Origin of the sequence: Streptomyces sp. NPDC020983 (assembly GCF_044333485.1) — a bacterium.
GTDB lineage: Bacteria > Actinomycetota > Actinomycetes > Streptomycetales > Streptomycetaceae > Actinacidiphila.
Genome location: NZ_JBIRRA010000005.1, coordinates 269,999 through 290,997, shown reverse-complemented (window position 1 = coordinate 290,997; position 20,999 = coordinate 269,999). Strand labels below are relative to the sequence as shown.

17 protein-coding genes are annotated in these 20,999 nt (G+C 74.5%); 4 read left to right on the top strand and 13 right to left on the bottom strand.

The annotated features are described in order from the left end of the window. Window positions 1-34: 34 nt before the first annotated feature. From ACH4SE_RS12950 to ACH4SE_RS12940, 3 genes are all read right to left on the bottom strand, one after another. Complete coding sequence (locus ACH4SE_RS12950; RefSeq protein WP_398543405.1) at window positions 35-1,018, bottom strand: carbohydrate ABC transporter permease; 984 nt, start codon at window positions 1,016-1,018, stop codon at window positions 35-37. A 30-nt stretch (window positions 1,019-1,048) separates the two neighbouring features. Further along, window positions 1,049-2,302 carry an extracellular solute-binding protein gene (locus ACH4SE_RS12945; protein WP_398543404.1) on the bottom strand — a complete coding sequence of 418 codons (1,254 nt, stop codon included), beginning with the start codon at window positions 2,300-2,302 and terminating at the stop codon, window positions 1,049-1,051. Between the two features lie 128 nt (window positions 2,303-2,430). Next, complete coding sequence (locus ACH4SE_RS12940; protein WP_398543403.1) at window positions 2,431-4,434, bottom strand: glycoside hydrolase family 127 protein; 2,004 nt, start codon at window positions 4,432-4,434, stop codon at window positions 2,431-2,433. Between the two features lie 336 nt (window positions 4,435-4,770). Here ACH4SE_RS12940 and ACH4SE_RS12935 point away from each other — a divergent pair, with 336 nt between their 5' ends. The 3 genes from ACH4SE_RS12935 (at window position 4,771) to ACH4SE_RS12925 (ending at window position 7,266) form a co-directional block, all read left to right on the top strand. Then, complete coding sequence (locus tag ACH4SE_RS12935; protein WP_398543402.1) at window positions 4,771-5,793, top strand: LacI family DNA-binding transcriptional regulator; 1,023 nt, start codon at window positions 4,771-4,773, stop codon at window positions 5,791-5,793. Between the two features lie 75 nt (window positions 5,794-5,868). After that, window positions 5,869-6,870: an MDR family NADP-dependent oxidoreductase gene (locus tag ACH4SE_RS12930; protein WP_398543401.1), complete on the top strand. Its 1,002-nt coding sequence runs from the start codon at window positions 5,869-5,871 to the stop codon at window positions 6,868-6,870. Window positions 6,871-6,891: 21 nt separating this feature from the next. Next, window positions 6,892-7,266, top strand: a complete 375-nt coding sequence (locus tag ACH4SE_RS12925) for a MerR family transcriptional regulator (protein ID WP_398543400.1) — start codon at window positions 6,892-6,894, stop codon at window positions 7,264-7,266. A gap of 59 nt (window positions 7,267-7,325) precedes the next feature. Here ACH4SE_RS12925 and ACH4SE_RS12920 read toward each other — a convergent pair whose 3' ends face one another. The 10 genes from ACH4SE_RS12920 to ACH4SE_RS12875 form a co-directional block, all read right to left on the bottom strand. Further along, complete coding sequence (locus ACH4SE_RS12920; RefSeq protein WP_398543399.1) at window positions 7,326-7,838, bottom strand: hypothetical protein; 513 nt, start codon at window positions 7,836-7,838, stop codon at window positions 7,326-7,328. After that, a complete protein-coding gene (locus tag ACH4SE_RS12915; protein WP_398543398.1) occupies window positions 7,835-8,710 on the bottom strand; it encodes a hypothetical protein in 876 nt (291 codons plus the stop codon). Before ACH4SE_RS12915 ends, ACH4SE_RS12920 begins: the two co-directional genes overlap by 4 nt. Next, a complete protein-coding gene (locus tag ACH4SE_RS12910) occupies window positions 8,707-10,320 on the bottom strand; it encodes an AMP-binding protein (RefSeq protein WP_398543397.1) in 1,614 nt (537 codons plus the stop codon). The genes ACH4SE_RS12915 and ACH4SE_RS12910 overlap by 4 nt, the downstream gene beginning before the upstream one ends. A 10-nt stretch (window positions 10,321-10,330) precedes the next feature. Next, window positions 10,331-10,690, bottom strand: a complete 360-nt coding sequence (locus ACH4SE_RS12905) for a DoxX family protein (protein ID WP_398543396.1) — start codon at window positions 10,688-10,690, stop codon at window positions 10,331-10,333. Between the two features lie 110 nt (window positions 10,691-10,800). Further along, a complete protein-coding gene (locus ACH4SE_RS12900) occupies window positions 10,801-11,094 on the bottom strand; it encodes an acyl carrier protein (protein ID WP_398543395.1) in 294 nt (97 codons plus the stop codon). Between the two features lie 50 nt (window positions 11,095-11,144). After that, window positions 11,145-12,890 carry an acyl-CoA dehydrogenase gene (locus ACH4SE_RS12895; RefSeq protein WP_398543394.1) on the bottom strand — a complete coding sequence of 582 codons (1,746 nt, stop codon included), beginning with the start codon at window positions 12,888-12,890 and terminating at the stop codon, window positions 11,145-11,147. Beyond that, entirely contained in the window at window positions 12,887-14,755 is a 1,869-nt protein-coding gene (locus tag ACH4SE_RS12890; protein ID WP_398543393.1) for an acyl-CoA dehydrogenase family protein, read from the bottom strand. The genes ACH4SE_RS12895 and ACH4SE_RS12890 overlap by 4 nt, the downstream gene beginning before the upstream one ends. Window positions 14,756-14,758: 3 nt before the next feature. Continuing rightward, complete coding sequence (locus ACH4SE_RS12885; protein ID WP_398543392.1) at window positions 14,759-16,495, bottom strand: fatty acyl-AMP ligase; 1,737 nt, start codon at window positions 16,493-16,495, stop codon at window positions 14,759-14,761. Between the two features lie 716 nt (window positions 16,496-17,211). Further along, window positions 17,212-18,039 (bottom strand): alpha/beta fold hydrolase, encoded by an 828-nt coding sequence (locus tag ACH4SE_RS12880; protein ID WP_398543391.1) that lies wholly within the window; start codon window positions 18,037-18,039, stop codon window positions 17,212-17,214. Between the two features lie 415 nt (window positions 18,040-18,454). Next, window positions 18,455-19,978, bottom strand: coding sequence for a beta-ketoacyl reductase (locus ACH4SE_RS12875; RefSeq protein ID WP_398543390.1), 1,524 nt, complete (start codon window positions 19,976-19,978; stop codon window positions 18,455-18,457). A gap of 451 nt (window positions 19,979-20,429) precedes the next feature. On the opposite strand from ACH4SE_RS12875, the gene ACH4SE_RS12870 reads away from it, so the two are divergent. Next, window positions 20,430-20,858: a hypothetical protein gene (locus ACH4SE_RS12870; RefSeq protein WP_398543389.1), complete on the top strand. Its 429-nt coding sequence runs from the start codon at window positions 20,430-20,432 to the stop codon at window positions 20,856-20,858. Window positions 20,859-20,999: the final 141 nt, after the last annotated feature.

The following is a 20,999-nucleotide window of genomic DNA, read 5'->3' as shown; positions in this document are numbered from 1 at the left end:
ACGGTGTACCGGCGGGAACGCCGGGCGCGGGAGCTCACGCCAGCCTCCTCTGGACGCGGATGTAGAAGAGGCCGAAGAACAGGGCGATCAGGATGAGGATGTTGCCGACCGCGGCGCCCGGCCCGAACTCCGGCAGCAGCGAGCCGAACCCGAAGCGGTAGGACCATGTCGCCAGGGTCGACGAGGAGTTGCCGGGGCCGCCCTTGGTCATGATCCAGATCAGGTCGAAGACCTTGAGCGTGTAGACCAGCCCCAGCAGCAGGGTGATGGCCGAGACCGGCCGCAGCAGCGGGAAGGTGATCCTCCGGAACTGCTGCCAGCCGCTCGCCCCGTCCAGGCTCGCCGCCTCGTACAGCTCGGCCGGGATGTTCTGCAGGCCGCTGTAGAGGATGACCAGGTTGAAGGGGATGCCGATCCAGATGTTCGCGATGATCACGGAGGTGAGCGCCCAGTGCGGGGAGGCGAGCCAGGCCACCGGGTCGACGCCGGCGAAGTGCAGGGCGTAGTTGACGACCCCGGACTCGCTGTTGAACATCCAGGACCACGTGGAGGCCGACACGATCAGCGGCAGCAGCCAGGGGATGAGGAACAGCGCGCGCAGTGTGGGCGCGAGCCGGAAGCGCCGGTTGAAGAACACCGCGAGCGCCAGGCCCAGGGCGTACTGGAAGAGGATCGACACCAGGGTGAAGACCATCGTGTTGCGCAGCGTGTCGGCGAAGGCCGGGTCGTCGACGACCTGCCGGAAGTTGTCCAGCCCCGAGTACGGCGCGCCGCCCTGGACGAAGGAGCGGACGGTGTAGTGCCGCACCGACAGGTCGACGTTGCGGTACAGCGGGTAGGCGTAGAAGGCTCCCAGGTACACGACGACCGGGGCGACGAACGCCCACGCCACCAGCTGGGAGGGGTTCACCCCGCGCCGGCGGCGCCGGGCGGGCGGGCGGTCGGGACGGACGCCGGCCGGCTCCGTCCCGGGGACGGCCGGTTGCCGCTCCAGGCTCCCGGCGCGGGTGGTGACCATGCGCGTGACTCCTCGGTCTGCCGTCGTGGCTCAGCTCTGGTGGTTCTTGACGGCCTGCTGGGCCGCCGCGAGGGCGTCCTGCGGGGACTTGGAGCCGGACAGCGCGCTCTGCACCGCCCCCCACAGCTGCTCCGAGATGACGGGGTAGCGCGTTCCGAGTCCGTCGCTCGTGCGCCCGCGGGCAGCGGCGAGCGCGGACACCCAGGGCTTGAGGCCGGGGTCGGCGGCGACCTGCTGCGCCTGGACGGCGGCGACCGGCGCGATGTAGGAGAGCGTGGTGTCGGTGCTGAGGTAGTTGGCGTTGCTGGTCAGGCACTCGACGATCTTCTTGTCGACGGCGTAGCGGCCGTCGTCCTTCTGCACGGGCACGGTGACGAACTCGCCGCCCGTCGGCACGGGCGCCGAACCGCCGTTGACGCCCGGGATGTTGATGATCCCGTAGTGGAAGCCGGCCTTCTTGGCGTTGGCGAGCTGCCAGGTGCCGTTCTCGCCGAAGGCGTACTGCCCGGTCGCGAACTCCTGCCACGCGGTGGTCTGCGTGTTGGTGAGGACGTCCTTGGGGGCCAGGCCCTTGTCGACCCAGTCCTTCCAGAGCGTCAGCGCCTTCACGCCCTCGGGGCTGTCGAGGGTCTTCAGATCCGCGCCCGAGCCCCAGAACCACGGCAGGAACTGGAAGCTGCCCTCCTCCGTGCCGATCGCGCCAAAGCTGATGCCCTTGGAGCCGCCGGCCTTGACCTTCTCCAGGGCCGCCGTCAGCGAGGCCCAGTCCTTGATCGAGGCGGGGTCGACGCCGGCCTTCTTCAGGACGTCGGCGTTGTAGTACAGCGCGAGGGTGTTGGCCCCGATCGGGACGCCGTAGGCGGAGCCGTCCACGACGCCCGCGCCCACGATGTTCTTCTGCAGCGCGGCGGTGTCGAGGCCGACGTCGGCGGTCTTGTTGAGGATGCCGGCCTCGGTGAGGGTGGAGACGATGGGGTTGTCGACCATCATCAGGTCCGGCAGATTGCCCTTCTGGCCCGCCAGCAGCGCCTTGTTGTTCAGGTCCGTGGTGTCGAGCGCGGTCCGCTTGACGCTCACCCCCGCCTGCTTGCCGCAGGAGGCGACGAGCTTCGCCCAGGCGTCGGAGGGCCCGAACTGCGGGTAGGGGTCCCAGAAGGTGTACGTGCCGGAGGCCGCGGAGGAGGAGCCGCCGGAGCCGGAGCCGGAGCCCCCGCAGGCGCTGACGCCGATCAGCGCGAACGATGCCGCGGCCGCGGCGACGAGGGCGGTGCGCGTGTGTCTCATGGTCGTGTCGTCCTTGACTTTCCTGAGGGCCGGCGGCGGCTGCGGGCCGCCGCCGGGAGGGGTGGGAATGCGCTCGGGGCGGGAGGAGGGGGAGGGAGGGAAGGGAGAGGGAGGCGGCGGCCGCCGGGTCAGCCGGCGGGGGGTGCCGTGGGGATCCAGACGCGCATGCTGCCGTCGCGGCGGTTCGCCCACGCGTGGTAGGGGATGGCGGTGAGCGCGACCGTCTCACCGGGGTCCGTGCCGGCGGCGGAGTCCGCCTCCCGGTAGGGCCACCACCCGGCGCCCGCTGCGGCGGGGGCGGCGACGCGGCGGCCGGTGGCCCGGACGGTGACCACACCGCCGAGCAGGTCGGGGCGTTCGGCCGCGGTCAGCGGCCGGGAGAGGTCGAGCACCAGGTCGTCCAGGCCGCCACCGTCCTGATCGATCTGTTCGAGGCAGTAGACCAGCGGGCCGCGCTCGATGGCGACGCAACCACGTACCGCGTCCGCCCGCGGGTCGGCGGCCGTGCACCGTACGTCGAGCCGGAGGTCGAGCACGACCTCGTCGCCCGGCGCCCAGGCCCGCTCGACACGCAGCCAGCCCTCCTCGACCACCGGATCCGCCAGCCGCTGCCCGGCCACCGTCACCGAGTAGTGACGGCACCACTGGGGGATGCGCAGCGAGAGCGTCCACGGCCGGGCGGCGGCGTTCGCGTCACCGTCGGCGTCCTCCACCGTGACCGTGACGGCGCCGTCGTGCGGATAGGAGGTGTTAACGCTCACACTCAGTGCGGTGCCGCCGGCGTCCACGGTGTAGCGGCCGGTGGCGTACTGGTGGAGCTGGAGGCCGGCGGCGCTGCCACTGGCGACGTAGTGCTCCAGGCTGGCCAGCAGCCGCATCACGTTGGGCGGGCAGCAGGCGCAGCGGAACCAGCGCGTGCGGCGGGCGGACTGGTCGCCGCCGGTGTCGGTGTGGCCGTCGCGCACCTGGAGCGGGTTGACGTACAGCCAGCGGTCGCCGTCCAGCGACACCCCGGCGAGGAGGCCGTTGAAGAGGGTGCGTTCGATGAGGTCGCCGTAGCGGGCGTCACCGGTGAGCAACGCCATCCGCCAGCTGTAGTGCACCGACGCGACGGCGGCGCAGGTCTCGCAGTAGGCGCGCTCGGTGGGCAGCTCGTACGGGTCGCCGAACTCCTCGTGGTGGTGGTGGGCGCCCAGGCCGCCGGTGATGTGCGTCTTGGTCGCGACCATCGCCGACCAGAGCCGCTCGCACGCCGCCCGCAGCTCCGCGTCACCGGTCTCGGCGGCCAGGTCGGCGGCCGCGGCGAGCAGGTAGAGCTGGCGCACGGCGTGGCCCTCGACGTTCTCCTGCGCGCGCAGCGGCACCCGGTCCTGGCAGTAGGCCTCGCCGCCGAGCACGCCGTGGCCGTGGCGGTCGACGAAGTAGCCGGCGAGGTCGAGGTAGCGGCGCTCGCCGGTCTCGCGGTAGAGCTCGACCAGCGCCGTCTCGACCTCGGGATGGCCGTCGAAGCCGTCGACCGGCTTGCCCGGGCCGAAGGTGGCGTCGATGTGGTCGGCGAACCGGACGGCGACGTCCAGCAGTTCGGTGCCGCCGGTGCTGCGGTGGTGGGCGACGGCGGCCTGGATGAGGTGCCCGGCGCAGTAGAGCTCGTGGCCCCAGCGCAGGTCGGCGTAGCGGCCGCCGCCCTTGCCCGCCTGGACCCAGGTGTTCAGGTAACCATCGGCCTGCTGGGCCGCGGCGACGAGGGCGACGATGCGGTCGACGTCCTTCTGCAGTGCGGCGCAGTCGGCGGCCCGGGTGTCGCCGGGGCCCGCCGGTGCCGCCGGGCCCTCCTGCCCGAGCTGCCAGGCGGCGGCCTCCAGCCACTTGTAGACGTCGGAGTCCATGAAGGGGTAGTCGCCCTCGAAGGCGCCCTCGGCGGCGCCGGCGACCAGGCGCAGGTCGTGCAGGTTGCCCGCCGACTCCAGGAGCCCCGGCCCCTGCGGGACGCTGACCGTGGCGTTCACCGCGCGCCGGGCGTGCCAGAAGCCGCCCAGGATCGCCGCTCCGGTGGCCGGCGTCAGGGCCGAGTGCGCCTCTGAGCCGGGGCGTACGGGTCCGCGTGGGACGGGTATCCGGCGGGTGCGGGACATGGATCTCCCCGGGTCGTAGGTGCGGCGAGGGACCACAGGCGAAAGGGCGGAGGTGGACGGTGGGTTCACCGGCCCGTGCCACGCGCTCCCCTGCTGTGCGCAAAGGTTTTCTTGGCCGGTAACCTAGGGCGACGGGGTGGACGCGTCAAGCCTGTGAACAACAGGAAAAAGTTCCTGCCTCCCGGCGGCGCGGGCCGCCTGACGGGGTGTGGAGCGTCCGCGCACGGCCCCTCACGCCACGGCACCGGACGGCGAAACCCCTGCTTCCCGGACTTGGGACATGCGCCGGGTGCTGGCAGGATGAACGCTGCCGTGGAAACGAGCAAAGGATTGCCTGTGACTGAGACCGACCGTCGTCCCGCCGCCGCCGGACGCGTGACGCTCACCGACGTCGCCGCGCTGGCCGGGGTCAGCGTCGGCACCGCCTCGAAAGCGCTGAGCGGCAACGGCCGGATGCGGCCGGAGACCCGGGAGCGGGTGCTCGCCGCCGCGCGGCGGCTGGACTTCCAGCCCAACGAGGCCGCGCGGATCCTGCTGGCAGGGCGCACATGGACGGTCGGCCTCGTCACGACCGACGGCATCGGCCGCTTCAGCACCCCCGTGCTGCTCGGCGCCGAGGACGCGCTCGGCGCGGGCAAGATCTCCGTACTGCTGTGCGACACCCGCGGCGACGCGATCCGCGAACGCCACTACGTCCGGACGCTGCTGGCCCGCCGGGTGGACGGCATCATCGTGACCGGCCGCCGGACCGACCCCCGCGACCCCCTCCAGGGCCTGCACGGCGTCCCCACCGTCTACGCCCTCGCCCCCTCCACCGACCCCGCCGACATGTCCGTCACCTCCGACGACGAGGGCGGCGCCCGGCTCGCCGTCGACCACCTCATCGCCTCGGGCCGGCGCCGCATCGCCCACGTCACCGGCCCCGCCCACCACGCCGCGGCCAGCCGGCGCGCCCACCTGGCCGAGACCCAGCTCGCCGAGGCCGGCCTCGAACTGTCCGGCGGCCGCGTCCACTTCGGCGACTGGAGCGAGGCGTGGGGCCGCCGCGCCGCCCACGCCGTCCTGCGCACCGCCCCCGGCACCGACGCCTTCTTCTGCGGCAACGACCAGATCGCCCGCGGCGTCACCGACACCCTTCGCGAGTCCGGCCGCGCCGTCCCCGAGGACATCGCCGTGATCGGCTACGACAACTGGGACACGATGGCCCTGGCCGCCCGCCCGCCCCTGACCACCATCGACATGAACCTCACGGAGATCGGCCGCATCGCCGCCCTGCGCCTCCTCGACGCGATCGACGGCCACCCGTCCCAGGGGGCGCAGACGGTGCCGTGCAAGCTCATCATCCGCGAGTCGACCTGACAGCGGGGCCGGCGGGGGCGCGGCGGGCCCGGCGGGCTTGCCCCTGACCCGCGGGGCAGGGCTTAGCGTCCGGGCATGAACGCGACGCATCGTCTTGTCCGGCTGGTCCGCCGCCCCGAAGGGCTGCCCGCCACGGACGACTTCGACTTGGTGGCGGAGGCCGTGCCCCGCCCGCAGGCGGGGCAGGTCCTCGTCCGCAACACGCACTTCCTGGTCTTCCCCGGCCTGCGCACCCTCATCGGGGGTGAGACCCGCGACGTTCCGCTGCCGCCCCTGCACCCGGGGGACGCGCTGTTCGGGCCCGCCGTCGGGGAGGTGGTCGAGGGACCGCTGGAGAAGGGGCGGCTGGTGCTGCACCTGCAGGGGTGGCGGGAGTACGCGGTGCCCGCCGCAGCCGAGTGCCGGGTGCTGGACGGGCCGCTGCCCGATCCGGTGGCGTATCTCGCGCAGGGCTCCGCGGCGTACGGGGCGCTGACCCGGCTGGCCCCCGTCCACGAGGGCGACACCGTGCTGGTGACCGGCGCGGCGGGAGCGGTGGGGACGCTCGCGGGGCAGATCGCCCGGCTGCTGGGCGCCGCCCGCGTCGTCGGGAGCACCGGCTCGCCGGCCAAGGCCGCGCGGCTGCGGGAGGAGCTGGGCTACGACGCCGTCGTGCTGCGCGGGGAGGGCGATTTCGGCGAGCGGCTCGCCGAGGCGGCCCCGGGCGGCGTCGACGTCGTGCTGGACACGGTGGGCGGCGAGCAGCTGACGGCCGCCGTCCGGGCGGCGAACCGGCGCGCGCGGTTCGCCCTGGTGGGCGCGCTGGCCGGGCAGCTGGACCCGGACCGCGCGGGCGGCAGCGCGCCGGCGGTGCTCGACACCTACCGGCTGCTGACCCGGGGCATCACCGTCGCCGGCTACAGCGGCGTGGACCACCCGGACGTCGAGGCGGAGTGGGAGGCGCGCTTCGGGGAGTGGCTGCGGGCGGGTGCGATCCACTTCCCCTACACCCCCGTCCGCGGAATGGAGGGCGCCCCGGGAGCGTTGCCCGCACTGATCGCCGGCCGGTCCTTCGGGGCGGCGGTCGTGGAGTTGTAGGACGCGGCGGGCGGAGCGGGCATGCGGATCGGCGAGGCGGCGGCAGCGGCAGGGACGACACCGCGCGCGCTGCGCCTGTACGAGGCCCGCGGGCTGCTGCCGCCCCCGCCGCGCAGCCCGTCGGGCCAGCGCGAGTACGGGCCGGCGCAGGTGGAGCGGGTCCGCGCCATCCGTGAGCTGCTGGCCCTGGGGCTCACGCTGGAGGACGTGCGCCGGCGCGCCGACCGGCTGGACGCGCTCGCGGGGGACCGGCCCGGTGAGTGCCGCGGGGAGGGCGCCTTCAGCGACGTGGTGGCCGCACGGCTGGCGGCCCTGGACGCGGAGATCGCCCGCCTGACGCGGCTGCGGCAGGAGCTGGCCGCGGCCGCGGGAGCCGGGGAGCCCGCACCGCGGTGACCCGTGCCGCGGACCCGGGGCAGTCGGGCCCGCGGCACGGGACGTGCGGGGTGTGCCGGTCAGGCCTGGCCGTCGAGGAGTACGGCGAGGGCGTCCAGGTCGCGTACGACCCAGGTGGACACCGACATCACCGCGAGGTTGTCGACCAGGGACGTCACCGCGGCGATCGGGACGCCCGCCGCGAAGGCGGCCTGCATCTCCATGGCCGTGCCCATGCTCAGGGTGCGGCCGGGGAGGTAGGCGACGCACAGGTCGCACGTCGCCGCCTCCGCGGTCATCGCGTTGAACGTCGCGCGCAGCGCGCCGAGTTCGGGCGGGAGCGACCCCAGGTCGAGGACCGGGGGCGGATCCCCCATGAGCGTGCCGACGAGCGCCAGGGTCTCCGGGTCGGCGAGCCGGCGGGTGACCTCGGAGCTCGGGTCGAAGCACTCCGCGGCGGGGAAGCGGGCGCGGACCAGGGCCGAGATCTGCTCGCGGTAGGACTGGTCGTCGATCCGCAGGCCTTCGTTGGAGCCCTGGATGGTGCCCGCGACGAAGACCCGCCGCAGGTTGGTGAGCTGTGGATTCGTCATGCGTCCTGCAGGTGGTAGTCCGGGAGTTCCGTCCGGTGGTCGGCGATCTTCTGGTAGACCTGCGCGGCCGACACGAGGTGCTCCTCGATGTCCTCGCGGCCCAGGCCGGTGGTGCGTTCCAGATCCGCCCACACCGCGTCCGACGCGGGGCCGTCGCCGTTGCGGGTGGCGACGCCCTGGCCCGAGCGCAGCCAGATGTCGCGGGCGGAGAACTCGCACTCGGCGAAGTCCTTGAGCGGGATGATGGCCTCGGCGGTCACCGCCCTGGCCGCGGTGTCCGTCACGATCGCCCGGATCGACACGCTGTTCTGCTCGGGGTGGGTGAGCAGCGCGAGCATGTCGGCGGAGAAGCGGGCGAAGTCGAAGCGGTTCTCGGAGCGCAGGGTGAAGTGCCGGCTCAGGAAGTAGGCGCCGTTCTGCACGCTGTACTTCGCGTAGCTCAGCCGGATCCGGTAGCCGTCCCCGGAGGACCGGTAGACGGCGGTGAGCCGCGCGGGGTGCTCCCCGCCCTGCTCGTCCCGCCGCACCGGCGCGGCGTCGACCTCGACCTCGCAGTGGCCGCGCGCGACCGCCTCGGCCGGGAAGACGATCGGCGTCAGGTGCATCAGGTACGGGTCGAGGACGACGACGGCGCCGTCGTCCTCGAAGACCGCCGCGATGTGCCGCATGTCCTGGAGGATCACGGCCTGCGGGGCGCCCAGTGCCGCCGCCCGCTCCGCGACGTACAGCGTCTGGTGGATGCACGCCACGCCGTGCCGGGGGTCGGGGTCGCTCTTGTCGTACCAGTGCAGGTACTCCGTCGCGCTGTTGTAGGGGACGCCCCGCAGCACCGACTCCAGGGCGGTGGCGTACGGGTCGGTAGTCGGGGTCACGTGAATCGCTCCTCCAGCACGGTGGTGTCGGGGCTGTCGGCGAAGACCATCGACCGCAGCTCCTTGCGGCGCACCTTCCAGGTGGAGGTCCGCGGGAGGCGGTGCCAGGGGATGAACACCGGCTCGGCCATGGCGGGCAGTCCGCGCGCCACCTCGGCCCACTCGTCGGCACCGAGGTCGGGCCCGTCGAGGCTGACGACGGGGACGGGGGGCTGCTCGCCGCGGGTCAGGACGATGACCTCGACGGCGTTCCCGATCCGCTCCAGGAGCTTGCTCTCCAGCTCCGTGGCGCTGCCGCCGGGGATGGCGTCGACCGCGCGGTCGACGAAGTGGATACGGCCGAGGGCGTCCTTGTAGCCGACGTCACCGGTGTTCCACCAGTCGCCCTTCCACTTCTCGGTGAAGCGGTCCGTCTCGCCGACGTAGTCGACGCAGATCGACTTGGCCCTGGCGAACAGGACACCGACCTGGCCGCGCTTGACGGGCCGTCCCGTCTCGGGGTCGGCGGCCTTGATGCTCACCAGACCGGGCCACGGGTTGCCCATCATGTTCATGTCCCCGCCGGCGGCGGCCCGGCGGTTGATCTGGCCGCGGGTGTAGCCGAAGCCGGCCATCGGGCCCACCTCGCTCTGGCCCCAGCTGTGGCCCCACAGCAGGAACCGCCGCTTGGAGGCGTTCACGAAGGGCCGGGCGATCGACGGGTGCATGAGGTCGAAGGTGTTCATGTAGTACCGGACCCGGGCGAACAGCTCCGGCCGCCGGCGTACCAGCGGCACCCAGGCCTGGAAGACGTTCGGGGTGGCCTCGATCGTGGTCGGCTGCACGCGCTCCAGCAGCCGCTCGACGTCCCCGGCCTCGTGGCTGCTGGCGATGAGCAGGGCCTTCGGGGCCCACCGCAGCTGGGCCATGGCCCAGGCGTACGCCCGCGAGTGCGCGAAGGATATCGAGCTGAGGCAGACGTCCTTCGGCCCGTTGACGGCGATGGGCATCGGCAGCAGCTCCAGCTTGGTGCCGGCCCGGCAGGAGTCCGCGGTGTGGGCGACGAGCTTGGGTGTGCTCGTCGTGCCCGAGGTGTGCGTGATCATCATCTGCTCGCTGTCGGCCTTCAGGTCGAGCGCCGGCACGGGACTGCCGCGCAGCCCGTCGAGCGCCGGCAGGCCGGCTCCGGCGTCCCCTGCACCGCCGTCGATCAGCACCGTCTTGCCGTAGGACGTGAGGTCGACCCCCGCGCGCTCGGCGGCCTGGAGCACCTGGGAGGTGATCAGCGTGACCGCCGGGTCGAGCCGCCCGAGCATCTCGGCGAGGTGCTCGGGGTAGTTCGCGCCGGAGATCGTGGCCGCGGTGGCCCCGATGCGCGCGGCGGCGGCCGCGAGCAGGACCATGTCGAAGTGGTTGCGCTTGACGACGGCGATCCGGTCGCCCCTGCGCGCGCCGGCCGCGTACAGCCAGCCGGAGGCCTCCTGCACCAGGCCGGCGAGCGCGGCGGCGTCGTACTCGGTGCCGGCGTCGGGCGCGATGTCGAACGGCCGGTCGAGGATCATGGTCGTGGTACGTGACTGCTCGGCGTGCCAGTCGAACAGCAGGCCGAGGTTCTTCGGCGGTTTCTTCATGGACTCTTCCTCAGACCGCGAAGGAGATGACGAAGGCGGCGACCGCCACGGCGAGGAATCCCAGGCAGTTGACCCAGAACTCCTGCTTCGTGAAGCGGGCCCGGATGTGCGCGATCGACGCGCACACGAAGTACACGATCACCCCGACGTTCGCGCTGAAGCCGATGCCGTCGTGCTTGATGCCGACCAGCAGGCCCACGATCGCGAGGGTCTTCACCACGAGGAGCACCCACCACCAGTCCCGCGGCAGCTTCACGCCGTCGAGGCAGGCCTGGATGAACGGGAGCGGGCGGACGGACATCAGGACGTCCGAGGCCAGCAGTACGGCCAGCACGATCTGCGGCCAGGAGGGGCTGGGGCTGAGGTGCATTGTCGTTCCTTAGGTGAAAGAGGTCGGCATCTGCCGGCGCCGGGGTCCCTCCGGCCGGGGTGCCGGCGGCCGGAAGGGGGACCTTCGGGCCGGCGGTGGCTGGGTGCCCGTCACGCGCTTTCCGGCCGCTGCCCGAGCTCGCCGAGCAGGTGGCCGACGAGCGCGTCGACGGTGGGGTGGTCCCAGGCGACGGTGGGCTCGACGATCAGGTCGAACTCGTCCTCGATGTCGCCGCAGAGGCTGAGGGCGGCCACGGAGTCGAGGCCGTAGCCGGTCAGCGGCGCGGCCGGGTCGATCTCGGACTCCGGCAGCCTGGTGTACGCGGCGACGCGGCCGATGAGCCAGGCCGCCAGCGACTCGGCGGTGTGCGGCTGCGCCGAACTGTCGGTGGTGGTGTCGGTCACGGGTTCCTCCAGATCCGTATGAGGGTTCGCGGGCGGGCCGGCAGGATCCGTCAGCCGGCCGGCGCGGTGGCGTAGAGGTCGAAGCTGCGCCGCCCGGCATGCCGGCGCAGCAGCTCCTCCTGCACACGTGCGGCGCAGTCCCCGGGCAGCGCGTCCGGGTGGCGGCCGAGCCGCCGGACGAGCCGGTGCAGGGCGGCGGCGGCCCAGGCGGGGTCGGCGAGGAAGGCGTCGGTCCCCCGGTCCCGGGCGCGGCGCCACACGCCGAGCACGGCGGCGCCGGCCAGCACCACGGCGTAGCGGTCGGACAGCGCGAAGCTCGCCGGGGAGGCCAGCGCGGTGCGGTCCACCGGCGCGAGCGCGAGGCTCTCCTGCTGGATCAGCCGCAGCTCGGCGGTGAGGTGCCCCGCCAGGGCGCGCACGGCCGCCTCGTGCGGGGTGCCGTCCGGCAGGGTGTCCGCGGCGGCGACCAGCGAGGCGCTCAGGCTGTCCCGGTCGGCGGCCAGCGAGAGCCGGCCGAAGGGGATCCCGGGCAGGTCGGTGTGCGGCTCGAACAGCGTGTCGGGGGCCGGGGCGGTGCGGAACCAGGAGCGCCGGGCGAGCCGCGGCAGCTGCGGGATGACCGTCGCCTGGCAGGCGGCGGCGCCGGCGTGGCCGAGGCTCAGCACCGGGAGGTCGCGCAGGTGCTTCTGGAACACGCCGGTCTCCCCCTCGCGCAGGTAGAACCGGGCGCCGAGCACCACGGACAGGTCCTGCACGAGCTGCTGGAGCAGCGCGGGCACCAGGTACTTCACCACCGAGGCGTAGACGCTCGCCTCCTCCGGCAGCAGGTGCACGGCGCGGGTGCCGGCCAGGCACAGGCAGTCGGCGGTGAGAAGGTCGAGGAAGGCGCCGCCGAGGGTGTCCCGGGCCTGCGGGATCTCGGCCACGGTGCGCTTGTACAGGCGCCGCCCGGCGGCGAAGGAGACGACGGTGCGCAGCGCGCTGTCCGCGGCGCCCAGGGCCATGCCGGGCAGGGCGCTGCGGGTGAGCTGGAAGGAGCGCAGGGCCACGTCGGCGCCGTGGCCGAGCGCGCCGACGAGCGCGGTCGCCGGGACGGCGGCGCCGTCGGCCTCCAGCCCGGACAGCAGGCAGCCGCGTACGCCGGAGGTGCCGTAGCGGGGCAGGAACGCCAGCCGCTCCGGCGCCACCTGGGCGCGCTCGACCATCAGCACGGAGTGGCTGCGCGGCCCGGGTGCGGGGTCGGTGCGGCTGAACAGCAGCCACGCCTGCGCGCGGGCGGCGTTGTTGATGACCTGCTTGGCGCCGTGCAGCACGAACGAGCCGTCCGGCTGGACGCGGGCCTCGAAGTCGTTGCGCAGGAAGTCGTTGCCGTGCGCGAGCTCGTGGTAGGCCACGGAGACGCGGCCCCCGTCGAGCAGGATCCGCGCCAGGCGGGCCTGCTGGCGCGCGTCGCCCTCGGCCCACACGTTGACCGAGGCCATGAAGGACGTGACGCCGTAGCCGAGGCCGAGCGCGACGTCGCGCCGGAAGACCTCGCGCAGGACGCGGGTCAGGCCGTCGAGCCGCTCCAGCCGGCCACCGAGGGCGGCGGGGACGAACTCGGCGTTCAGGCCGAAGGCGTCCAGCAGCTTCTCGCCGGCCGCCGGCAGCTCGCCCGCCTCGTCGGCGGCCAGGACCGCGGCGTCGCCGACCGGGTTGGCCGGGTCGGCGGGATCGCCGAAGGCGGCGCGCAGCTCCGCGACCCGGGCGGCGACGAGGGCCTCCTGGTCGGTCCGCTCCACCTGATGGGCCGTCATGACGCCCTCCCCGCAGCCGGCGCGGTGGCGGGGACGGCGGGGGCCGGCCGGCCCGTCCCGTCCGCGGCTGCGGCGCCGGGCCGCAGCGACAGGGGCAGCAGCGAGACCAGCCGGCCGCTGTCGTGCAGAGCGGTGACCGCGTCGAGGACGGCGTCCAGCGCCTCCGGGTCGGCCGCGTCCGGTACGTCGAGTGCGCCCAGCAGCCGGGCGAGCGCGGCCCGCAGCCACAGCGCGTCCCGCCACAGCGGCGCCGTCGCACCCGCCTCCGCCTCGGCGTGGCTGTACGTCCACAGGCCGACGCAGGCCGCGGCCGCGAAGCACAGCGCGAACCGTCGGGCGGCGTCGAAGGCGGCGGGCGGCACCTCGGTCTGCGCGTCCTGCAGCGCCGCCATCTCCGCGTGCACCCCCTCCACCGCGTCCACGAGCCGCTCGGCGGCGCGCAGCGCGGGCACGAGCGCGGTGTCGCCCGCGGCGAGGGCGCGCAGCCGCGCGACGCAGCCCGGCAGCGCGGCCAGCACCCCGCTGCCCTGCCGGGCGATGAGCGAGAGGCGGCCGAGGTCGGCGGGCGGCAGCGGCGCCCCCAGCCGGAAGGCCGCGGCCGCTCCGCCCACGTCGCCGGCGCCCCGCCGGAAGGCACGGACCAGCAACCGGAACTGGCTGATCAGCGAATTCAGGTTGACGAGGGTGTTGCCGTCGAAGAGGCCGACGATCCGGTGGTCCCGGTCGACCTTCTGGAAACGGCCCCCGGCGTAGACGTCCTTGAGGAAGGCGCGGGCGCCGAGCAGCCGCGTCAGCGCGGTGACGACGCCCTCGGTACGCGTCGGCACCAGGTACTTGGTGACCGCGGAGACGACGGACAGCTCCGCCGGAAGGGTCTGCACCGCGCGGGCCGCCACGAGTGCCAGGGCCTCGTCCGCCAGCACGTCGGCGGCGGCCTCGGCGAGTGTGCGGCGGGCCTGCGGCAGTTCCGCGAGCGGCCTGCCGTACAGGCTGCGCCCGGCGGCGAAGTCCAGGCCGAGCGCGAGCACGTGGTCGGCGGCGCCCAGCGAGAGCGCCGCGCACATGGTGCGGGTCAGCTGGAGCGCCTTGAGCACCGTCTCCAGGCCGCCGCCCACCTCGCCGACCACGGCGCCGGCCGGGACCGGGGCGCGGTCGAAGGCGATGCCGGAGATGTCGGCGCCGCGGATGCCGTGCGTGCGCACCTTGTCCAGGTGCCGGTACGTGCCGGCCGGCAGCTCGCGCTTGTCGACCAGCAGCACGGAGTAGCCGCGCGGGCCGCCCGCCGGGTCGGTGCGGGAGAGCACGGACAGCAGGCTGCCGCGGGTGGCGTTGTTGATCAGCCACTTCTCACCGGTGAGCAGGTAGCCCGCGGCACCGCCCGCGTCCGGCTCCGCCAGCACGTCACCGGCCAGCAGGTCGCTGCCGTGGGCGCGTTCGGTCAGCGCGAGGGAGACCCGCGCCCGGCCTGCGACGGCCTCGCCGAGCCGGCGGCACTGCTCCGCCGAACCGCCCACCCAGACGCAGACGGCACCCAGGTACGTCTTGCCGTGGGCGACCGCGACCGTCAGGTCGCGGCGGGCGACCGTGCGCATCAGCTGCATCAGCTGCTCGTAGTCCGCCAGCCGCCCGCCGTGCGCCGCCGGGACGTAGAAGCCGTGCAGGCCGAGCTCGTCCAGCCGGTCGCAGGGTCCTTCGGGGAAGTCCTCGCGCTCGTCCAGCGCCAGGCTGCGGGCGTGGCTGAGCACCGTCCCCGGATCGTCCGGGTCGCCGAGATCCCACTCCAGCTGCTCGGCCAGGCGGTGGGCCGCCGGGTACGGGGCGGCGTGGGTGAGGGGCGCGTGCGGCGCGGTGGTCGTGTGGTCCACGGCTCAGCCCACCGGGGTGGCCAGCGGGCCGGTGACGAGGCGGGCCACCTGGCGGTCCAGGTCCTGGTGGACGGGATCGAGCCGGTCCTCCAGCAGGAGCGCCCGCATCAGGGTGCGCTGGATCTTGCCGCTGGTGGTCTTGCGGACCGTGGCCGGGCGGACCAGGACGACGCTGCAGCTGGCCTGGAACTCGCTGCGGACGTGGGCGCGGATCTGCGCGCAGAGCCCTGCCGGGTCCTGCGCCGCGGCGCGGCGGAACTCCTGCACCAGGACGAGGTGTTCCTCGCCGCCGTCCACCGAGAAGGCGGCGCCCGCGCCGCCGCGGAAGGCCGGGTGCAGGGCCTGCACCGCGCGCTCCACGTCGTGGGGGTAGATGTTCCGCCCGTTGATGAGGATCATCTCCTTCAGGCGGCCGGTCACGTAGAGCTCCCCGGCCTCCAGCACGCCGAAGTCGCCCGTGCGCAGCCAGCCGGTGTCCGTGCCCGCCGCGGAGACGATGCCGGCGTCGAAGATCCGGGCGTTGACGTCGGGGCGCTTCCAGTAGCCCGAGGACACGCTCGCGCCCTTGACCCAGATCTCGCCGACCTGCCCGTCGGGCTGCTCGGTGCAGGCGTCGGGGTCGACGATCTTCACGCTGTAGTCGGCGGGGTCGACCACGCCGCTGCTGACCAGCGTGCGGGTGCCCGCGTCCGGCGCGGCCCCGGCCAGCCGGCCCTGCTCCAGCGCCGCCGCGTCCACGGTGCGCAGGACCGGGCTGCGGCCGGCCGGGGTCCCGGAGACCAGCAGCGTCGTCTCGGCCATGCCGTAGCAGGGGAAGAAGCTCTCGGGGCGGAAACCGGCCGGGGCGAAGCGCTCGGTGAAGGCGCGCACCGTCTCGGCGCGGATCGGCTCGGCACCGTTGCAGGCGTGCCGCCAGCTGCTCAGGTCCAGGGTGGCGAGCTGCTCGTCGGTGATCCGGCGCAGGCACAGGTCGTAGCCGAAGTTGGGGCTGCCGCTCACGGCGACGCCGTGGTCGCCGATCATCTGGAGCCAGCGCACCGGCCGCATGAGGAAGGTGACCGGGGCCATCAGCACCGTCGAGCCGCCCGCGTAGAGCGAGTGGAGTATGTGCCCGATCAGGCCCATGTCGTGGTAGGCGGGCAGCCAGCAGCCCATCCTCACGCCCTCGCCGGTGCCCAGGGAGTGGGAGATGGCCAGCTCGTTGGCCAGCAGGTTCCCGTGCGAGACCATCACGCCCTTGGGCTCGCTGGTGGAGCCGGAGGTGTACTGGAGGAACGCCAGCGAATCGCCCGTCAGCAGCGGGCGCGTCCACTCCCCCGCCGCGCCCTGGGCGGGGTCGTCGCTCGCCAGGACCTCGATCCCGGTGGCGCCCGACGCGCGCAGCCACGCGCTGACGTCCGGCTCGTCGGCGGAGCCGGTGAGCACCGCGCGCACCTCGGCGTCCCGCAGGATGCCGGTGAGCCGCGCGGCCTGGTTGTTCTCGCCCGGCAGTGGGGCGGGCACCGCGACGCTGCCCGCGTAGAGGCAGCCGACGAAGGCCTTCACGAATTCCAGGCCGGAGGGGTACAGCAGCAGCACCTGACCGCCGGCCGCACCCCTGCTCTGCAGCCAGGAGGCGATCCGCCGTGCCTCGGCGTCCAGTTGCGCGTACGTCAGCCGCTGCGCGGCGGCGTCCGGCGAGTTGCCGGGCAGGAAGACGTAGGCCTCCTCCTCCGGCCGCTCGGCGGCATGGCGCAGCACAAGCTCAGTGAAATTTTCCTGCCCTCGCAAGACCGTCCCCCGATCTCCACATGCGCGTACCACGCGCCCGCCTGCGGCCCGATGCCCGGCCGGCGGCGCGCGAGAGGTGCTGTCCCCCGCCGGGACGGCGCGTCCCCGATGCCGGATCAGCTGTTTCCGGGCGCGGCCGGCCACGGCGGCGACACGGGAATCAATGGTGAATTCATTCCGCCCTGCCCGTGAATACCCGGGAACCACCGCGGCCGGATCCCTATTCCTGTCCTATTGCCCTCAGTGCGGACCGCGCCTTTCCGTGCAGCCCTTTGCTGATTGACGTTTTCGACAGTATCAGACACCCATGACACGCGCGGCTGCCATTGCGCTGGCCCCGTTCGGCCCGGTGTTATGGACGCTCGCTTCACGGCATTTCACACCGTACGGCCGACTCGCCCGGACCGCACCCACTCCTGCCGTTATCACCCCACCCACGCGGCCTGGTACCGCCCGCCGGGGCGGCGATTTGCGGCGGATCGTGAGGATTTCACCGGTGGCAGTGCAGAATTCACGCGCCCGGCGGCGGGCGGCGGCGCCAAGCCGGCGCCAAGTGCATTGTCAGAAAAAGCGGAGCAATGGGCGCCGGCCCGGTGGTTCGCCCGCCCGGGCAGCACACGGCGGGGCCTGACCGCCGATTACTCCCGGTCGGGACGGAACGAATCACCGGGCGGCACGCACCGCTTTCATTCCGTCACCGGGGGCAGTCCGCGCAGCCATGCCTCCAGTTCGCGGACGACGACTTCCGGGCGCTCCTGGTGAATCCAGTGGCCGGTGTCGCGGACGGCCAGCACCCTGGTCGCGGCGGTGGCGTGGGAACGTTCGAGCGCCTCGCGCCACGGGTCGCGGTGGAAGGCGAGGACGGGCTGCCGCCGCCTGGCCAGCAGCGGGCCTGCCTGCGGGGCGAAACGGAGGGAGCTCGGGGCGTCCAGGTTCCGCAGCAGGCTGCGGGCGACGACGAAGGGCGGCATCCGCTCGATGTCGCGCCGGTGCCACTCGCGCAGGTGGTCCGGCCCGGTGGCGGCGTCGATCCGGGCCACCAGACCGGCGGCGTCCCGGGACACCCGGGCCGGATCGGGCTGCCGGGCCATCGGCAGCAGCCGCTCGCGTTCCTCGGGCCTGCCGCCGTAGTCGGGGTCGACCAGCACGAGCGCGGCCACCAGCTCCGGGTGCCCGACGGCGAGGAGGGAGGCCAGCGAGGCACCCATGGAATGGCCCAGGACGACCGCGGGCCCCGGTGCGAGCCGGGCCAGCACCCGCGCGAGGTCGCCCGCGAACTCCGCCGCGTCGTAACGGGAGTCGGGGGCCTGGCTGGCCCCGTGCCCGCGCAGGTCCACGGTCACCGTCCGGCACCGCCGCCGCAGCGCCGGCAGCAGGTGGATCCAGCTGTCCGACGTCCCGAGCCAGCCGTGGACGAGCACGGTCGGCACGCCGAGCCAGCCCGGCGCCGGGGCGCCGTCCGGCAGGTCGTCGGTGTAGAAGAGCCGGACGTCGTCGAGTTCGAGGAAGGGCATGCGCGGATCTCCTGGGCCCGGTGGGCGGGGTGTCGGTGCTTCGGGGGCGGGTTGCACGGGGCGGTGTCGCTTCGGAAGCCGCGGGCGGCGTCCCGGTGCGCCGGAGCCGGGGCGGATACCGCGGGCGGGCGTCGCGGGCGGCGTACCGGTGCGCCAGAGAGCCGGGGCCCGGTGCGGCGTGCCTCTCCTCCGGAGACAGGGGCGGGCGTCGGGGGCGGTGGCGCTTCGGGAGCCGGGTGCCGCGGGCGGCGTACCGGTGCGCCAGAGAGCCGGGGCCCGGTGCGGCGTGCCTCTGCTCCGGAGACAGGGGCGGGTGCCCGCGCGTCCGGCTGTCCGCTCTTCGGCTGTCCGTTCCTGCTGCCGTCCGGCGGTCCGGACGGCCGGCCGCGCTCGTCGGGGCCTGGCGGCCCGGGCGTCACGCCGGGGCCCCGGACGCCGCGGCGTGCGGCGCCGGCGGGAGGGGCCGCAGCAGTGCCCGCAGCACTCCCGGCACTCGCGCCGGGTCCGCGGTCGGGGCGTGCAGCCGTGCGGTGTCCAGCCGCACCGGTACGAGAGCGGGCCGGCCGGCGCCCAGGGCCGCGTCGAGCAGCGTGAGGCCCCGGCGGGGGGTCAGGCCCAGGATGCCGCTGCGTGCCGACCGGTGGAGTTCCAGCGGGTCCGCCATGCCGCCGCGCTGCGCCCACGGTCCCCAGGCCAGGGACAGCGCGGGCATTCCGCGCGCCCGCCGATGGTGGGCCAGGGCGTCCAGGAAGGCGCTGGCGGCGGCGTAGTTGGCCCGGCCCGGCGCTCCCAGCACCCCGGCCGCGGAGGAGAAGAGGACGAAAGCGGTCAGGTCCAGGTCCTGCGTCAGTTCGTGGAGGTGGCGGGCGGATTCGGCCTTGGCGGCGAGGACACCGGCCATCCGGCGCGGCGTCAGCCGGGTCAGGACCGCGTCGTCCACCGTGCCCGCGCAGTGCACGACGGCGGTGATCGCGCGAGTCCCGGGCGTGGGCGCCAGCAGGGCGGCGAGGGCGGCCCGGTCGGTCATGTCGCAGCCCGCCGGCACCGCCGAGGCGCCCAGCCGCCGCAGGCCCGCGGCCAGGGCCGTGAGCCGCGCGTCGGCGGCGTTCCGCCCGGCGAGCACCAGCCGCCGTACGCCGTGGGCGTGGACGAGGTGCCGGGCGACCAGCCCGCCGAGCGCGCCCGCCGCACCCGTGACGAGGACCGTGCTTCCGGGGCCGAACCCGCTGCCCTCCGGCGCACCGGCGGGCGGCGCGGGGACCAGCCGGGGCACCCGTACGACGCCCTCCCGCAGCGCCTGCTGCGGCTCGCCCGAGGCGACGGCCGCGGGCAGCGCCCTCCAGGACGCCTCCGTCCCGTCGACGTCCAGCAGCGCGAAGGCGTCCGGGTGCTCGGCGAGGGCCGAGCGCACTAGGCCCCACAGCGGTGCGTGTGCCAGGTCGGGTACGTCCTCGGTGGTGGCGCCGGCGACCGCGCCCCGGGTGACCACGACCAGCCGTCCACCGGTGCGGCCGCGTCCTGCCAGCCAGGACTGCAGCAGGGCCAGCGCGGCAGCGGGCGCCCCGGCCGCGCCGGCGCGCGCGCCGCCGGGAGGGGGCAGGAAGGGGGCGAGCACCACGGGGTGCCGTGCGGCGGCGGCCGCGTCCGGGTGGACGGCGACGCGCGCGCCGGACGCCCGCAGGGCGGCCACCAGGGATGCGCCACCGCCCAGCACGTCCGCGGTCCGCCCGGCGGGCGGCGCCGCCGCGGCGGGGCGGGGCCGCCACTCCAGGTGCAGCAGCGCCCTTGCCGGGTCGGCGGACCTCGTCCCCGTGCCGTGCGTCCGCGCGTACGGGACGGCGGACGGGCCTGCGCCGGGCAGTTCGCGGGCAGGGCGCCCGGCGGCCTCCCGGACCCCGGCCCCGGCCCCGGCCTCCGGAGCGGCTGGCAAGCGGTCCATGGGCTCGTTTCCTCGTCGTCGGGAGCGGAAGTCGATTCGCCTGCGCGGAGGTCCCGGCCACGCCCGGCGGAACGGGCGGCGCCGTACCGGACAAGGGAATCCGGCCCCGCCCCGTACGGTCCGGACATTCACGGGGAGGCGGTATCCGGCACAGCAATTCTGCATCCCGCGGGGATTCGCCGGACACCGGTCGAACGGCCGGGGGGAACCTGGTCCGAGGACCAGGAAAGCGCACGTCGGCCGTATCCCCGGCATCCGCCGGGTGTGCCGCGGGGCGGCCGCGGGCACTGTTCCCGCACGGCGGTTCTGCGCTAGCGTCGGGGCGGAGCGGGAGACGCGCTCGGCGGTTTTCACCCCGCGCCGAAGGCACCGCCGCTGCGTTTCCGCCGAATTCTCCGGAAAACCGGGCACGACGAAAACGACGAACCGACGAAGGAAGCAGAGGCGCACGATGACCGCGTTATCCCCCGCCGACCGGACCGGTGTCATCGAGGAGGCCCGAGCAGCTCTGGACGCCTTCCTCGACGGGCTCAACAGCCACGACATGGAGCAGTGGACCGCGACCCTGCACTTCCCGCAGATCCGCGTGCACGAAGGCGCGGTGACGGTCTGGCAGACCGCGGAGGAGTACCTCAAGGAGTCGCAGGACGATCTCACCGCGCTGCTGGCGTCCGGCTGGCGCCGCAGCGGCTGGCTGGAGGTCGGGTATCCGCAGGTCTCGGCGGAGCAGGTGCACGCCACGGTGCGGTTCGGGCGGTACGACGCCGGGGGCGGGCTGCTCGGCGTCTTCGACTCGGTCTACGTCGTGACCCGGGAGGAGGGCCGGTGGGGCGTGCTCGCCCGCATCGGCTTCGACTCGGGTACGGACGCGCAGGCCTGACGGGAGGTCCGTGGCGGCGGGGGGGGGGCCGGGGGCCCCCCCCCCCCCCCCCCCCCCGCCGGGGGCGCCCCCGGCCGGGGGCCCCCCCCCCCCCCCCCCGGCCCCCCCCCCCCCGGGCCGAACCGGGCGGCCCGCCCCGGG

Excerpts from the sequence above, each read along its gene's own strand:
- ACH4SE_RS12950 (WP_398543405.1), bottom strand. The coding sequence starts at position 1,018 with ATGGTCACCACCCGCGCCGGGAGCCTGGAGCGGCAACCGGCCGTCCCC.
- ACH4SE_RS12945 (WP_398543404.1), bottom strand. The coding sequence starts at position 2,302 with ATGAGACACACGCGCACCGCCCTCGTCGCCGCGGCCGCGGCATCGTTC.
- ACH4SE_RS12940 (WP_398543403.1), bottom strand. The coding sequence starts at position 4,434 with ATGTCCCGCACCCGCCGGATACCCGTCCCACGCGGACCCGTACGCCCC.
- ACH4SE_RS12930 (WP_398543401.1), top strand. The coding sequence starts at position 5,869 with ATGAACGCGACGCATCGTCTTGTCCGGCTGGTCCGCCGCCCCGAAGGG.
- ACH4SE_RS12925 (WP_398543400.1), top strand. The coding sequence starts at position 6,892 with ATGCGGATCGGCGAGGCGGCGGCAGCGGCAGGGACGACACCGCGCGCG.
- ACH4SE_RS12920 (WP_398543399.1), bottom strand. The coding sequence starts at position 7,838 with ATGACGAATCCACAGCTCACCAACCTGCGGCGGGTCTTCGTCGCGGGC.
- ACH4SE_RS12910 (WP_398543397.1), bottom strand. The coding sequence starts at position 10,320 with ATGAAGAAACCGCCGAAGAACCTCGGCCTGCTGTTCGACTGGCACGCC.
- ACH4SE_RS12905 (WP_398543396.1), bottom strand. The coding sequence starts at position 10,690 with ATGCACCTCAGCCCCAGCCCCTCCTGGCCGCAGATCGTGCTGGCCGTA.
- ACH4SE_RS12895 (WP_398543394.1), bottom strand. The coding sequence starts at position 12,890 with ATGACGGCCCATCAGGTGGAGCGGACCGACCAGGAGGCCCTCGTCGCC.
- ACH4SE_RS12880 (WP_398543391.1), bottom strand. The coding sequence starts at position 18,039 with ATGCCCTTCCTCGAACTCGACGACGTCCGGCTCTTCTACACCGACGAC.
- ACH4SE_RS12875 (WP_398543390.1), bottom strand. The coding sequence starts at position 19,978 with ATGGACCGCTTGCCAGCCGCTCCGGAGGCCGGGGCCGGGGCCGGGGTC.
- ACH4SE_RS12870 (WP_398543389.1), top strand. The coding sequence starts at position 20,430 with ATGACCGCGTTATCCCCCGCCGACCGGACCGGTGTCATCGAGGAGGCC.